This is a genomic window from Phycisphaerae bacterium (assembly GCA_018003015.1).
Classification (GTDB): domain Bacteria; phylum Planctomycetota; class Phycisphaerae; order UBA1845; family PWPN01; genus JAGNEZ01.
This window is the reverse complement of record JAGNEZ010000002.1, coordinates 19,501-34,506: the sequence shown is the minus strand read 5'-3', so window position 1 is coordinate 34,506 and position 15,006 is coordinate 19,501. Positions and strand designations below refer to the sequence as shown.

Annotated in this window: 10 protein-coding genes; 5 read left to right on the top strand and 5 right to left on the bottom strand. The window is 64.3% G+C overall.

All coding sequences use genetic code 11. The features are described 5' to 3' along the window. Window positions 1–6: 6 nt before the first annotated feature. From KA354_01035 to KA354_01015, 5 genes are all read right to left on the bottom strand, one after another. Window positions 7–1,200 (bottom strand): AGE family epimerase/isomerase, encoded by a 1,194-nt coding sequence (locus KA354_01035; protein MBP7933204.1) that lies wholly within the window; start codon window positions 1,198–1,200, stop codon window positions 7–9. 36 nt (window positions 1,201–1,236) lie between these two features. Then, window positions 1,237–2,397 carry a peptidase C45 gene (locus tag KA354_01030; GenBank protein ID MBP7933203.1) on the bottom strand — a complete coding sequence of 387 codons (1,161 nt, stop codon included), beginning with the start codon at window positions 2,395–2,397 and terminating at the stop codon, window positions 1,237–1,239. A gap of 92 nt (window positions 2,398–2,489) precedes the next feature. Beyond that, window positions 2,490–4,406, bottom strand: coding sequence for a hypothetical protein (locus tag KA354_01025; protein MBP7933202.1), 1,917 nt, complete (start codon window positions 4,404–4,406; stop codon window positions 2,490–2,492). Window positions 4,407–4,488: 82 nt separating this feature from the next. Continuing rightward, the gene (locus tag KA354_01020; GenBank protein MBP7933201.1) at window positions 4,489–5,601 is read right to left on the bottom strand and encodes a DUF5009 domain-containing protein; all 1,113 of its coding nucleotides are present in this window, start codon (window positions 5,599–5,601) and stop codon (window positions 4,489–4,491) included. 267 nt (window positions 5,602–5,868) lie between these two features. After that, window positions 5,869–7,452, bottom strand: a complete 1,584-nt coding sequence (locus tag KA354_01015) for a hypothetical protein (protein ID MBP7933200.1) — start codon at window positions 7,450–7,452, stop codon at window positions 5,869–5,871. Window positions 7,453–7,666: 214 nt separating this feature from the next. On the opposite strand from KA354_01015, the gene KA354_01010 reads away from it, so the two are divergent. From KA354_01010 to KA354_00990, 5 genes are all read left to right on the top strand, one after another. Next, on the top strand, window positions 7,667–8,449 hold the full coding sequence (locus KA354_01010; protein MBP7933199.1) for a glycosyltransferase family 2 protein: 783 nt from the start codon (window positions 7,667–7,669) through the stop codon (window positions 8,447–8,449). Window positions 8,450–8,614: 165 nt separating this feature from the next. After that, on the top strand, window positions 8,615–10,165 hold the full coding sequence (locus KA354_01005) for a hypothetical protein (GenBank protein MBP7933198.1): 1,551 nt from the start codon (window positions 8,615–8,617) through the stop codon (window positions 10,163–10,165). Window positions 10,166–10,746: 581 nt separating this feature from the next. After that, window positions 10,747–11,154, top strand: coding sequence for a DUF1844 domain-containing protein (locus KA354_01000; GenBank protein ID MBP7933197.1), 408 nt, complete (start codon window positions 10,747–10,749; stop codon window positions 11,152–11,154). Window positions 11,155–11,269: 115 nt separating this feature from the next. Then, on the top strand, window positions 11,270–12,496 hold the full coding sequence (locus tag KA354_00995; GenBank protein MBP7933196.1) for a rhomboid family intramembrane serine protease: 1,227 nt from the start codon (window positions 11,270–11,272) through the stop codon (window positions 12,494–12,496). Window positions 12,497–12,723: 227 nt separating this feature from the next. Then, window positions 12,724–14,988 (top strand): DUF1559 domain-containing protein, encoded by a 2,265-nt coding sequence (locus tag KA354_00990; GenBank protein MBP7933195.1) that lies wholly within the window; start codon window positions 12,724–12,726, stop codon window positions 14,986–14,988. Window positions 14,989–15,006: the final 18 nt, after the last annotated feature.

Below are 15,006 nucleotides of genomic sequence, written 5' to 3'. Positions count from 1 at the left end.
TCAATGTCATTCCTTGATTGGCGGCTCCGCTTCCATTCGCTCGAACTCGCGGTAGCAGAGGTACAGGGCCCGGGGGACGTGGAAGCAGCCTTTCCATTTTCCGCCTTTGAGTTCGAGCAGCCGCTTGCCCCGGCGGGTCAGGTAACCGAACCATTCGCCGTGCTTGGGATCGGGGAATCGCTTCCAGGTGTACTTGTGGACCCGGTCGAACCACTTGCGGCAGTCCTTGCGGCCGGTGAATGCGTAAGCCATGGTCAAGGCGACGAGTGCCTCGAGGTGTACCCACCAGAGTTTCTGATCCCACTCGAGTTTTTCGAGCGGCTTGTTCAGCGAGTCGACGAAGTACAGGATGCCGTCGTAGTCCTTGTCCCACCCGAACTCGACGAGGTTGAGGATGGCGTCGGCGGCCCGGTCGATGGTCTTGCGATCGCCCCCATGGCGGCGAATGGCCTCGAGGACCAGCCACATGGCTTCCAGCCCGTGGCCGGGGATAATCGCCCGACCGGCAAAGGTATCGAGGTGCATGCCATCGGGGGCGATGTTCTCCCAGGTGATTCGCCGCTGGTGATCGTAGAACTGGGTCATGATCTCGCGGCGGCAGTCATCGAGGATCAGCTGGAGTTCGTCGTCGGAGAGGATGCCCTCCATTTCCAGGGCGAGATTCAGGAGCATGAGCGGCACGGCCAGGGCCTTGGTCGGCCGGGTGCCGGGAAAGACCTTGTTGTACTTGCCCTTGGGATTGTCGCGCCGACCGAGGACGTTCCGCCAGGTGTGCAGGGCGATGTCGCGGGCCTCGTCATCGCCCGACGCCAGGGCGTACTGGGCGAAACCCATGCCCACGTAGCAGTCGGTGAACCAGTTGTAGGGCTGGACGAGAGGCTGGCCCTCGCGGGTGAGCGAGAAGTACCAGTTGCCCTGCCCGTCGCGCCCGTACCGCTTGAGGAACTCGGCCCCGTGGCGGGCGATGTCGAGCCACGCCGACCGCTGCTCGAGGTTGCGGTAGAGCATGGCGAACGTCCACATCTGGCGGCCCTGCATCCAGAGGAACTTATCGCTGTCGAAGACGTCGCCGCTCCGGTCCAGGCAGCTGTAGTAACCCCCGCACTCGCGGTCGATGGAGTGCTTTTCCCAGAACGGGATCACGTCGTTCAGCAGATTGTGCCGATACAGTCTCTTCAGTCCGGCGAAGTCCCAGGCCATCAGTTCGTCCCTCAAGTCAGGTTCCAAGAGGCGAGGCTATCCCGGCCGTTTCTTCATCAGCTCCAGCCAGTTGAAGCGGTAGTACTTCTGCTTCCAGGCCGGGCTCTGATCCTTGGCGGCGTTGGCGACGTAGAGCACGCCGTCGGCCGGGACCATCAGGACGTCGTGCAGATTCTCTCTCATGGCCACCGGCGCGTCCATCAGCCGCACGGCCTTCTGCTCGGTGAACATGCCGTAGCCGGCGGCCACCAGTTCGCTGAGGGCCTTGTATCGGTCACCCGCGGACATGAGGACGGTGTTCTTGACTGGGCTGGGCAGCAGCGGGTGTTGGGCGCCGGGGCGAATGAGCTCGACCTTCTCGGGGACGGCCCTCATGCCGACCGCGGAGTCCGCCCGGGCATCGGAAATCACGTAGTAGTACTCGCAGGTGCGGGGATTGTCCTGGAACACGCCGATCGCCTGGTCGAGCGTCCTGGCCTGCTCGAGCACCATGCGGACCAGGAAGGACATGGGGATGCCCTGCCACTTGCCCTCGCCTCGCCCGCCCATCTCCCCGATACCGATCTGCTCGGCGTTCATGCCGGTGACTGAGCCGATGAAGCCGGCATACGAGACGTTGACGAAGGGGATCCGACCATCGGGCTCCTGGATGATCAGGACCGCGTGCTCCTGGAGCCTCCAATCCACGCCATAGTCGAGCACTCTCCCGTGATACAGCTTGCCCGTGGCCGTCGCCTCCTTCAGCAGGGCGAAGCCACTGCAATGGAACAGCTCCGGGATCAGGTTGGCGGCAATGACTTTGGCGCCGGGCAGATCCGCGCCCCTGGCCAGCGCGTTCATTTCCTTGACGAATCGCTCGGGGACCTTGTCGACGAACAGGGTATTCAGAAACGCGGCGATCATCGGCCGGGTCAGCTTGAAGCCCCCGACCTCAAATTCCTCATCCTGGGCCTGGTCGAGCAGAAAGGCCATGTTCTCGCGGACGTGATCCTTGAGCAGCACGCCGTGTTGGTAACCCATTTCCTCCGGCGTGCCCTTGAGGTGCAGGACCAGGTAGTCGTCCACCTTCTCCAGGTAGCCCTTGCCCTCGGTGGCCACCAGCTCGCGGGCGGGCTGCGTCGCCGGCGACCGGGCGAAGGATGAAACGCAGACCACCAGTAGCAGCGAGAAGCGTACCAGGAAGAAGATAGCTTTCATGCCAAGACTGTCCTATGCAAGAGACCCACCCCGACCCCGGCGAACGGCCGTTACCCGTCGGACCTGTACGAGCCCCGGCCATTATAACGGCTCTACTCCCTGGGGCGTAGCCTGGCGGAGGTCGGCTCAAGGGACAGGAAACCGCCCTTGCGAACCACGCCCAACTCGTCGTCCAGCCGGGATTCGAGCGAACTGGCGGGCTGGCCCCCGAGTCGCCTGAGCACCTCGCGCCGCAGCCACCAGAAGCCGGAGTTCCAGCAGTACAGGTGGTGCCCGTAGGGCTGGCCCTTGGCCGTGTCCAGCGACTCGTGGAAGGCCGGCATGTAGGCCAGTTCCCGGCACAGGCGCCAGAGCAGCCGGTCGTCCACCCATGTCGGATCCATGCCGTGGATCAACCCGTCGAGGTAGTTGGCTGCATCGTTGAGGAACCACGAACCGCCGTAGACGTAGGCTCCGCTGTGGCCGTCGAGCAGGCTGCCGTCCGGTTTGGAGATGACCCGCATGCCGTGCGGCGACTGAATCCGCACCGAGGTTTCAAGGTGGCGGCGAACCATTTCATCGGGCAGGAGCTTTCGGCCAAAGACCGCGAAGGTCAGCACCTCGCCGTAGAGGGCGTCCTGACCAACATGGTCTTGCTGTTTGAGGCTGGTGGCCATGTAGCCGCCCGAGGTGTTGAACATCCGCCGGTATCCGGCCGTGGCTCGGTCGATGTCCGCGTCGGTGACCGAGAAGCCAAGTTCCCTGGCGGCCAGGAGTGCCCCGCAATGGAAGCCCTGGTTGGACGAAGGGGCGTCATCATCGTCATAGGGAAGCTGGTCGTGGTAGGTCTTAAGGATGGGCTTTTCGGGATTGAGTCGGGGCGGGATGTAAAGCCCGTCGCGTTCGTGCTCGCGGATGAAACGATAGGCTCGGCCGACAGTCCGTTCGTCCAGGTCGCCGCCCGCACGCCTGACCATAGCTGACCAGATGAGGTAGTACTGGGCGTTGTCCTCGTAGTTGATCCGCTCGAAGAAAACGGCCGCGTGAGCCTGGGCGTCATAGGCCGGGTCGTCCAGGCCGCGACTGGTCCAGAAGCCGTCGCTGACCCACTGTTTCCAGCCGTAGCCGACACCGGAGATGAACAAGTAGTCGCTCTCGGTGCGGAGCAGGTTGCGCCGCAGGAGCAGGTAAGAGGTATTGCGCAGGATGGCCTCGATGGCGGAGTGGTTGAAGCCTTTGGCGTTGGCCAGGGCCAGATGGGCGGCCAACTGGACGTCGTAGAGCGATTGGACCGGCGAGGAGAAGAGCCAAGTCCTGAACGTCTGGCTCTGGCCGGCCTCGATGTGCTGCCACCCGTCGAACGTGGTCCGGTAGACGCTGGTGGCGTCCACGTTCCGCGGGATGGTGATGACGCGTCGCGGGCTACCGTCGCCGGTGGTGAGGCCGAACCGCCGCTTCTCGATGTCGAATAGGAGGAAGCAGCGGTTTTCCCAGAGGCCGGGGGTGTCGCCCATCAGGCCGTAGAGTGTGTTTTCGGTACGGAGCCCCAGAAAGGGAAAGGTCTGCAATGAGCCGCCTCCGAATTCCGGGCCGGCACAGGTTGGGGTGTAGCTCCTGGTGGCCAGCTCCGGACCCATGAAGGAGCAGAACTCGCCCGGCTGGGCCACGGACCAGCCCAGGTCGACGTAGTACCGCTGGTCGCTGGCCGCGGTCACGGTGACGGCTCGCTCGATCAGGCCGGGAGTGATCACGCGGTACGTTTCCGCGACGGTTAACCCCGGCGCGGCTCCACCCGTCAAGCGTAGGGTTCCATCCTGCGTTTCGGATTCCCTGCAGACCACCGGTGTTCTACCGGACGGTTGGACGATCAGCAGGGACGAGTCTTTCTCGATGGGGGTGAAGACCGGCCGATCGCCGTCGAGAACGCGCGGTGCCACGCCGTCGGCTGACCGATCCTCCGCCATCCGAAGATCGGCCCATGCCGGGAAGGCCATGCAGGCCTGAAGGACGAGACAGCGCAAGAGCGTCATGACCTTCGCGAGATTCCGCCCCCCTCTCACCACCCACCTTCCATTTCTGGACTCCTTGCGGTGACGGACGCAGCGGCAGAGCCTACACTTTGACGAACGTTTTCTTCCGGTACATGTAGAGGAGGATCAGCCAGACCACGGCGAAACCACCCGCGGCCCGTATCAGGTCCTGCCATGAGCCGGTCCACTTGCCGAGGCCGCCCACGAAGATATCCGCGATGCGGCGGAAATCGAACAGCATGTTGGCCATGTACACGGCGATGGCGTTCATGCCGATCACCATGAACACGAATGCCCACCGCCGCAGGCCCCAAACGTCGATGAGCAGGTAGAACAGCCCCATCAGGGCCAGGCTCATACCGCCCGAGTAGAGCACGAACGAGCTGGTCCAGAGGTGCTTGATGATCGGGAACCACGGGTTCCAGCCCAGGCCGACAAGGAAGCACGCGCCGCCAGCGATCAACAGGACCATGGCCTTGAGCCATGACCGCAGGCTGGACCGCAGCAGCTGTCCGGCGAACGCCCCCAGCAGAACCGTGCATCCGAAGGTCATGCTGCTCAGAATCCAGGAGTAGGTTGTGCGGTCCTGGAAGGCACCGAGGATCCGATGATCCAGCCAGATCGCCAGATTGCCGTCGGGAGTCAGCTTCCCGGCCCCATGCCCGGGGACCGGCACCCAGGCCATCAACGCCCAGAAGCCCAGCAACAGGCCGACTGCAACCGCGATCTGCCCGACGAGTCGGAGGTTTATCAGGCAGAGTGCGGCGATCAGATAGCCCGCGGCGATGGCCTGCAGCGTATTGCAGAAGATGTGCAGCTTTGACAGGTCGTAGGCCAGCAGGTTGCCCTGGGCGACCATGCCCAGGACGAACAGAATGGCGAACCGCTTCGCGACGTGGGCATAGAGCCCGCGCTGATCGTGTCCGGAACCCAGCCGCTTGGCAAACGAGAACGGCATGGCCACGCCGGATATGAACAGGAACAGCGGCATGATCAGGTCCATGAACTGGAACCCTTCCCAGGGTACATGGCCCATCTGCCGGGTGACATGATCGCTGAACCACGGACTTTTCAGGCCGGCGTCCAGCCCGCGGACCATCCGTTCGCCACCGATGATCCAGAACATATCGAAGCCCCGCAGGGCGTCGATGGACATCAGCCGGCCGCTCGCGGATACCGGAGTGTTTGGCTCCATTCCAGATGCTCCACCGATGGTGTACCGCGGTCACGAGCCTTTGGTGACGTCCCAGGCCCATTCCAGCTTCGCGCACACAGCCGCGACCGGGCGGCCGGTTTCGGCAATCACCCCTGATCCTCCATCCGACAGCCAGCCGAATCGACGGGACGGGGCAGGGCCCCTGCTTCTGCGCACCGCTGCCGTGCCCTCCTCAGCCGGTCGCGAGGGAAGCGCGCCCGGCGCTCCGCCGGCAGGGGGCATTGGGACCAGTCGCCCCGGCCGGCATCAGGCCTCGTTGACCACCTTCAGGTCCAGAGCCTTGGCCAGTTCGTTGACCGGCTCTTTCAGGTCGCCGTAGACGGTCACCCGATGCCAGCCCCACTGGTCCCACTCGGCCAGCAGCTTGTCCATGTCGCCCTTGACCTCGACGGCCAGTTTGCTGCGACAAGCCTTATCCTCGTCGACGTTGGCCACGGCCTTGCCCTGATGGAAGATCACCGCCTTCTTGACCGGGTGGAACTCGACTGTGGTGGTCATGAACCCCAGCGGCATCAGGGACTGCACCACAGCGCCCTTGCGATCCTCCGAATGACTGCGGATGAGATAAGGGTTGGACCTGCCATCCGGGCCGAAGACCTTGGTGGAGGCCACACAGTGAGCGTAGATGATCTGGTTCTTCGCCGTATCGATAACCGGGTCGGAAATGTAGCCTGGCCGGCCGGTGAGGGCATTCATCGCCAGCATGGTGATGGTGGACAGCTGGTCGGCTTCGCAGGCACCGATCAGGCCGTCGTCGTTGAGCTGGGCGAAGCCCAGGCAGGGATAGGCCTTGATGTGGTTGTCGTAGAAACCGCCAAGGCAGTTGATGGTAATGGCCTGGGCACTGTACTTCTTGAGCAAGGCGAGTTCGGCCAGATACATCGCCCCGGAGCGAACGATCTCGTCCCGCCCGGGCTCGACAGTTTTCTCGGCCCCTTTCATCCAGCGATCCGCCCACTTGGCAGCCTCGTCCTGATCAGCCTGTTCGTACGCCCCGTGCAGCTCCTTGAAGTCGATCGGGATGACCTTGGTGCCGAAGACGTCCTGGATCCCCTTGGCTATCGTCGGGTTGCTGGCGCCCACGACAAGCATGGTCGCTGCCTCGAGCTTCTTGAGGCAGTCCGCGGGATCGGCGATCTTCGCCTTATCCTCGGCGCACTTCAGGTCGCCGGGCTTCTTGAGCCCCTTCCTCCGAGCCGCCTCGGCGGCAGCCATGAAGGCATCCGCGGTCGCGCCCGGCTTCTTGAGGACTTCGAAGCACCGAGCCACGGCGGCCACATCCTCGACCCGAGACGACGACACGCCCACCACGTTCAGCTTCGCACGCCTCGCCGCGGCATTGGCAATGAGAAACTCGCCGGATCCGCCGTAGAGATCGTCGGCATACACGGTTGGACGGCCGGAAGCCCCGATGACCCTAGGGGCACCGGTCCACAAGCCGAGGATGTACACCAGGTAGCCGTCGATGCCCTTGTCCTGGTCAAGCATCTTCTTGGCTTCGTCGGCGTTCTGAACGCTGATCGGCTTGAACTCGATGCCCGGACAAGCCGCCTCGAGTGCCGCCGTCAGTTCCTTCTTGCGACGGTCGAAGTCGTAGCCGATGTTCGGCCAGATTGGTCCGGTCGACGGGGCGTAGGAGTAGACGAGCCGGACCTTGGGCTTGGTGGCGTCCTCGGCCGCCGCCGCTCGCCTCGGGTGCAGCAGGCCCGCCCCGCCGGCGCCGGCCACACAGGCCGCACAACCGGCGAGAAACCGTCGCCGATTCAACATGCAACAGGCACAGTTGCCGGCCAATCGAGAACTCACTGACTGACGCATGGGCTCGCTCATGGTTGGCTCCTTCAGGACCTTGTCTCGGACCTCACCCGTTCCTGGTTTGCAGGCGACCGCTCAGCGGGAGCGCCGGCTCTGGCGTGTGAATACCCAGCATACCCGTTTCCCGTCGCGGTCACCAGCTAGCGATCGAGGCGAAACCGCTTGTCACCGGCCGGTCAACCGTCCTACACTATGGGGCGCGCGTGGGGCGCGCGAACCGGACCGGTTAATGTGGCAGGAGGATGCCGCCGTGCGCTATCTGGTCGCCATACCCATCTACAATGAGGCCCGCTCGCTGCCCAGGGTCCTCGAGCAGGTTCGCTACTACGCACCTGACATTCTGGTCATTGACGACGGCTCGACCGATGAAACGCCGCAACTGCTGGCCGCCGAAAGGGGTATCCACCACATCCGCCACGTGGACAACCGCGGGTATGGCCAGAGCCTGATCGACGCCTTCGCGTTCGCGGTCGAGCGCGGCTACGACTGGCTCATCACCATGGATTGCGACGAGCAGCATGAAGCGGCCTGGATCCCGTACTTCCTGTGGTCGGCGGCCGCCGACGACGCCGACATCATCAGCGGCTCGCGTTATCTGCAGGAGATGCCCGGCAACTCGCAGCCGCCGCTGGACCGCCGGGCGGTCAACCAGAAAGTCACCGACCTGCTCAACGAAATCCTCCACTTGGGCATCACCGACGCGTTCTGCGGGTTCAAGGCCTACCGGGTTTCCGCCCTGAGGCATCTGAATATCACCATTCCTGGCTATGCCATGCCCCTGCAGCTGTGGGTCCAAGCGGCTTGCCGGGACCTCCGCATCCGCGAGATTCCCATCCGTCTGATCTACAACGACCCCAACCGGCACTTCGGCGGGGCTCTTGATGACCCCGACGCCCGCCTGATGTACTATTATGACGTGCTCGTCCACGAGCTGGGTGGCTCGCTCGACGAGCTCAAGCAGAAGGCGGTTGACCGCGTCATTTGCAGCTGCGACGCCCTGGAACCGGGCTAGGGTTTGCCTTCGGAGTGGGGTGGCACCGGCGTCTGGCCGGTGTCTCCTCGAGACCTCCGGGGCAGCCCGAGGGTTCAGGTTCGTGGGCGAAAGCGCGGCACGCACTTGAAGAGCGGACAATGCCTCCTACAGCTGGTTCGGAAGAGGCGGGAACGAACCTCATCCATGCTTGACTTCGATCGAATCCAGACCCCGCCCGGGGACGGCGACGTGCTCGTCGAGCCGGTGGGTGAGTCATGGTTGCAGCTGATGGAGAAGAACGCGCGGGCCGGGCCGCAACTTGAGCTCCAGCTGGCCGGGATACCGATCCGCGAGGCACGAGCCAGGGTGCGGGCCGAGTTGGGGCTGGACACGACCCGCCTGACGATCGCTTGCGGCCACCAGCCGGCTTTCGTGCATCCCGGGGTATGGGCCAAGCATTTGGCGGTCAGCCACTTCGCCCGATCCCGCGGGGTGGCCGGAATCGACTTCGTGGTAGACAACGACGCTCCACCCTCGCCGAACGTGGTTGTGCCGGGTATCGGGACCGATGGGCGGTGTACGACGCATGCCATCCCGTTCATGGGCGAGGCGATGGCTGGCGCAGCCTATGAGGGATGGCCGGGACTCGGTCCGGCCGAGTTGACCGTCGCGGGCGAGCGGCTGCGAAGCGCCATGGGCCATCTGTACGGTCAATCGCTGCTCGGCGAGTATTTGGAGGGCTGGGCGAATCACGCCACGAATCCAAACCGGGAGCCGGACGACGACCTCGTCACCGGGCATCTGGCGGGCAGAGCCCAGATCGACGCGTCTTTCAGGGCCAACCTGCCGGAACACCGGGTGAGCCATACGTTTGGCGGCCCGTTCGTGGCCGACCTGCTGCTGAACGCCGAGCGGTTTGCGGCCGCATATAACGCAGCCTTGGCCGAGTACCGAGGCCGGTACGGCGTCCGCAGTCCCAACCGCCCGCTGCCGGACCTGGCTCGCGACGGCGACCAAATCGAGACCGCGTTGTGGATCTACCAGCTCCGCCAGCGACGTCGGCGGCTGTGGGTGATCCGACGGGGTGACACGATCCACTTGATGGCCGGTCAGACGTGCGTTGGGACTGTCGCCGAGAGAGCCCTGCAGGTGAATCCCGACGCCGCGTTAGCCGAGTTGCGGCCGTGGCTGATTCGCCCGCGAGCTCTGGCGTTGACCCTGTGGATCCGGCTGCTGGCATGCGATCTGTTCATACACGGCATCGGGGGAGCCAAGTACGACCGCATCGCCGATGGCATCATCCGAACCTACTGCCAATGTGAGCCCCCCGCCTACGCGTGCGTGACGGCCACACTCCGCCCTCCCCTGCCGAGGCAGCCCGCCTCAGCCGGCGATCTGGCCCGCGCTCGGCTGCATATCCGCGACCTGCGATTCAATCCGCAACGATACCTGGAGAATGCACCGGCCGACCTGCTCAGGCAGCGTGAGAGTCTCATCGGGCAATCAACGCAAGTGCGACTCGCTCGCGGCAATCGATTGACTCGACGGCAGGTGTTCAGCGACATCCGCACGCTCAACGAACGACTGATCGCATCTCAACCCGGTCTCGAACGGAATTGCCAGACGCGAGTGGAACAACTGCAACTGGACCTGGCGAGCAACAAGGTGGCGGACAACCGGGAGTTTTTCTATGCTCTCCAACCGCCCGCGCGGTTAACCTGGCTGGCGGAGCGGGTATGGGAACAAGCCGAGTAAGGCGTTGCCCTGGGTGCCGAGCGGGGAGCGACAGACAGCGAACACCGGTTGACTAGTACTGCGACGCCATCCCGCACCCGGCTCGGGTCGCACCCGAGAACACCTGATTGGCCTTCAAGAATGGCGTGGTATCGCTCGGGCCCTGCTCGCTGGGCATGGTCGAGATTTCCGGTGGCCAGTTGATGGGTCGAGGCCATCCCGCCTTCGCGAGCCTTCCTCATCCGTTGACAGCAGCTGCTTTCGCCCACACACAAGCTGATCCCGTACGTCGAGTGACCGGCCCAGGCAGCATTGGCCCTGCCGCTCCCCGTGTGCCCGGCACGCGGCGATCAGCGGCCGGCTCATCCCGTTCTCGACGTCCTCACGGTTGGCGTACGGCAGCTCGGTTGTGAACCCTATCGCCCAGCGTCCCGAGCTGCTATGATAGCGGTGCCGCGTGGCGGGTACGGGCTTGCCAGGACGGCATGGCTACAATAGCTGCACCGGGAGTACGTCCTCCAACCCTGAACACTCGCCGGCATGACGCCGGGGCCGCACGGGTTCCAGGACGTCCTCTGATGCGACAGTGACGGGAGTGAGTAATGCCGGACCCCAACAACGAGCAGCCGAAGATCATCGTCGATGACGACTGGAAAGCCCAAGCCCAGCGCGAGAAAGAAGAAGCAGACCGACAGACCCGGGAGCACGAGGAGAGCGGAAGCCTGCCCGCGGCGCATCTGGCCGAGATCGTGCAGATGATCGCCTTGCAGGCCAGCGTCGGACTGGGCCTGGTGACCGACCCCCGCAGCGGCCAGCCGATTCCGCCCGACCTGGCAGTCGCCAAGCACTTCATCGACCTGCTGACTCTCTTGCGGCAGAAGACGGGCGACAACCTGGACGACGTCGAGAAGAAGATCGTCGAGGGTACGCTGTACGAACTGCAGATGGCGTTTGTGCATGTTGCCAGCGGCGGACCGGCGGGCGGCAACCAGGAAACCTCACCGAAGTAGGCCGGCGAGCTACAAGATCTGGCAGAGGCATGCCGCCCGACGGGCGCCCCAAGGCAGGGCCGGGGAGCAGACCACGCGGAGCGGGTCCCGCTCCCAAAGGGGCCGAGAGCAGAAGATGTTCATTCCCATCTCAACGGATACTTCCATCCGCCGCACGCCGTGGGTCAACTACGGCTTGGTGACCGCGAACCTGATTGCGTTCCTGCTCACCCAGGCAAGCCACACGGGCGGTCGGCACACTGAGCCATCCACGCTTGCGGTGTGGCTGGGCGGCGGCGTCCTCGACGGCCAGTCGCCGGAGCTCTACCAGTTTTTCACCTACCAGTTCCTGCATGCCAACTTCGCCCATATCGCGGGCAACATGCTGTTCCTGTGGGTGTTTGGCAACGCGGTCAACGCGAAGATGGGTCACGCACCGTACCTCCTGTTCTACCTGGCCGGCGGCGTGTTTGCCGCCACAGCGTACGGCTTCGGCAACGACCAGGCCTTGATCGGTGCTTCGGGGTCGATCGCGGCCGTCACCGGCGCCTACCTGGCCCTCTTCCCGCGCAGCCACATCACTGTCCTCTACTGGTTCATCGTGATCGGCACGTTCGAGCTGCCGAGCATGCTCATGATCGTCTTCAAGCTGATCCTGTGGGACAACATCATGGCTCCGAAGATGGTCGGCGGCTCCAATGTTGCGTTTGGTGCCCATCTCGCGGGCTACTTCTTCGGCTTCCTTGCCCTGGTGTTCATGCTCTGGCTGCACGCCATGCCACGCGACCAGTTCGACGTCGTTGCCCTGTGGCGCCGGTGGCTGCAGCGGCAGGCCATGGCGACGGCCATGGGCGACCCCAACGCCCAGGCTCGGGCCCAGTACGGGCGGGTCGCACGCCCCGTCTCCGTCGACGCGGTGGCCGGGCCCCACGGGGAACCCGTGATCGTCTCGGACCCGATCGTCACGCTTCGATCCGAGATCACCGACGCCCTGGATCGCAACGAACGGGATGCCGCGGCCAGCTTGTACGAGAAGCTGATGGAGATCGACCCCCGGCAGGTCCTGCCCCGCCAGCAGCAGCTCGACATCGGCAACCAACTCTGTTTCAGCGGCCGACTGCCCCAGGCAGCCGCCACCTACGAGAAGTTCCTCAACCAATACCCCACCGCCCAGGAGGCAGACCAGGTGCGGTTGCTCCTGGGGATCATCTACGTCCGCGATTTGCACCAGTACGAGATCGCCGAGGGTCACCTCGCCAAGGTGCTCGGCAGGCTCCCGGACGCCAAGCACGATGAGAAGTGCCGGTACTGGCTCAATGTCGCCCTGACGTCCCTGGGCAAGCCGGGGCTGGGAACTGCGTGAGGCTCGGGCCACATGGCCGCCAGCCGGCCAGCGGTCGGCGAAGCGATGTGACACCCGCGACGGATTCCCGGAATTCTGTCATGGGGCGGTCTCGACACGTCAATATAGCATGGTCCTGGACCCCCGGGACCAGGGATGATCATGAGACCCTGAAGGCCGGGTGCGCGTATAGCGCCGATGACACGTATTCACTGACAGCTGACAACTTCAACACAAAGGAGCGAAGGATGAGTCGGGTCGCGCGATGGAGTTGGATCGGGGTGCTTTGGCTGGGGGTGGCTTGTCCAGCCGTTTCGGCAGGCGAGATGTCGGACCTGTTCCCGGAAGGAACGATCTTGTACCTGAACTGGCCGGGCCTCGACCAGTTGTCCCAGAGCTGCGAGGATACCGCCCTGGGCAGAATCATGGCCGAGCCTCAGATGGCCCCACTCCGCGAGAAGCTCATGCCGGCACTGGTCGCTCTGATCAAGAAACAGGCGGCCAGCCAGGCGGAGGAGGAGCTCGCGGGCGTAGCTTGTGATCTGGCGCGGAGTTTGGGCAAGTATCCCTTCGCGGTCGGTCTGGGGAGTGTGGGCGGCGGCGGCACGATGGTCGATGCGGCCCTCGTGGTGCGTGCGGGGAAGGACGCACCCAAGCTGCAGGACCAGGTTGAGAAGCTGGCCCGGCGGGCGGAGTTGCCGCTCGACGCCGCCACCACGCTGCCGGCAGACTCGAAGCTGAAGATGAAGGAACTGGCCATCCTCGGCCCACTGATGCCGATTCGCTGGGGTGTGGTCGGTGATGACTTCATCGTCTCCTTGGGCACCAAGACGACGGACCTGCTCATTGGCAGTGACGGGGTCAAGCGACTGACCGGCTCGCCGCACTTCACGGCCGCCATGAAGGCCACCGGCGGCTCGGGTGCCCCCCCCCTGCTGTATCTCGACTTGGCCGAGACGGTGAGAACGCTCGAGGCGTTTCAGGCCATGTTCGCGGCCGGCGATGTGCCGATCCTGGGTGTGCCTGGCGGACTGCGCAAGGTTCTGGACGAGACCGGCCTCGGTAAGCTGGAGTCGCTCACTCTGGTCCAGACCCCGCAAGCGGGTGGGTTCAGAACGACCTTCTTCGCCCGCGTCCCCGGCATGGGCCGCAGCGAAGGCAACGGGCTGTGCGGCGAGCCGCTGACCGACGCGGATCTAGCCCTCGTTCCCAAGGACGCCACCAGCGCATCGGTCGACAACGGGGACGTGGCTGAGCTATACCGGTGGGGGCTGAATCTGACGAAGATTCTCGGCCCGGAGGTGGCAGATCCCGTCTCACAGGGAATCGCCGAGGTCGAGAAACGGCTCGGGATGAAGGTAGACGAGGACCTGTTAGCCGGGTTCGGGGATACGTGGGTCTGGTACAACTCGCCCAGCGCCGGGGGCTTCTGGTTCACCGGGCTGACCGTCATCGCCGAGGTCAAGGCGGACAATAAACTCGATCAAGGTTTGCAGGCCATCGTCAAGGCGATCGCGGAAGCCGCCGACGCCGAGGACCAGGTCACTGTCCAACATGAGACCTACCGCGACCAGACGATCACCTTCGTGAACTGCCCGGGCGTCCCCATGCCGATCGCCCCGGCCTGGACGATCTACAAGAATCGGTGGGTCATGGCTCTGTACCCGCAGATGGTTCGTACGGCCCTCGACCACATGATGAACCAGGGGCCGTCGCTGCTGGACAATGCCGACTTCCAGCGGGGCTACCAGCTGCTGCCCAAGGGGGCAAGCTCAGTCGTCTACAGCGATACGGCCGAAGGGGTACGTCAACTCTATGCCATCGGCCTGCCCGTCTCCCAACTGCTGCTGTCCATCGGCCAGGGGGAGGGACTCGAGCTCGACGCGAGCGTGCTGCCCTCGCTGACCTGTATCAGCAAGCACCTGTTCGGGGACGTTGGGTGTCTCGTGGCGGTACCCGACGGTTGGATGATGGTCGGGCACGGCCCGCTGCCCGTCGAGATCCCTTCGATGGGTGAAGGTGGCATGGCGATCCCGCTGGCGGTCTCGATCCTGCTCCCGTCCTTGGCTCGGGCCCGGGAGACCGCGAGGGAGATGGTCTCCCTCACCAATTTGAAGAGTATCGGTATCGGCCTGCACATGTATGCAAGCGAGCACCACGGCAACTTCCCTCCCGATCTCAACACTCTGCTCAAGGCCGGCACGATCAAGCCCGAGATACTCATTTCACCTCTCGATCGAGACCCGAGCCGCAAGTGTTCCTACATCTACGTCGCCGGCCATACCGATAAGAGCAATCCGGGCGACATTCTGGCCTACGAGCGACCACCGAGCGGCGGCAAGGAACGCATCGGCGTACTCTTCCTGGACGGCCACGCAGAACGGATGAGCATGACCGCCTTCGAGGAAGCCCTGAAGAACACGGCGGAGCGCCTCGGCCGGCCGCTGAAAGCCGGCGAAGAAAACGAGGGGGCCCCGGTGAAGGAAAAGGAGCAGAGAGAGGAATCGAAGTAACGACCGGAGCAGATGGAA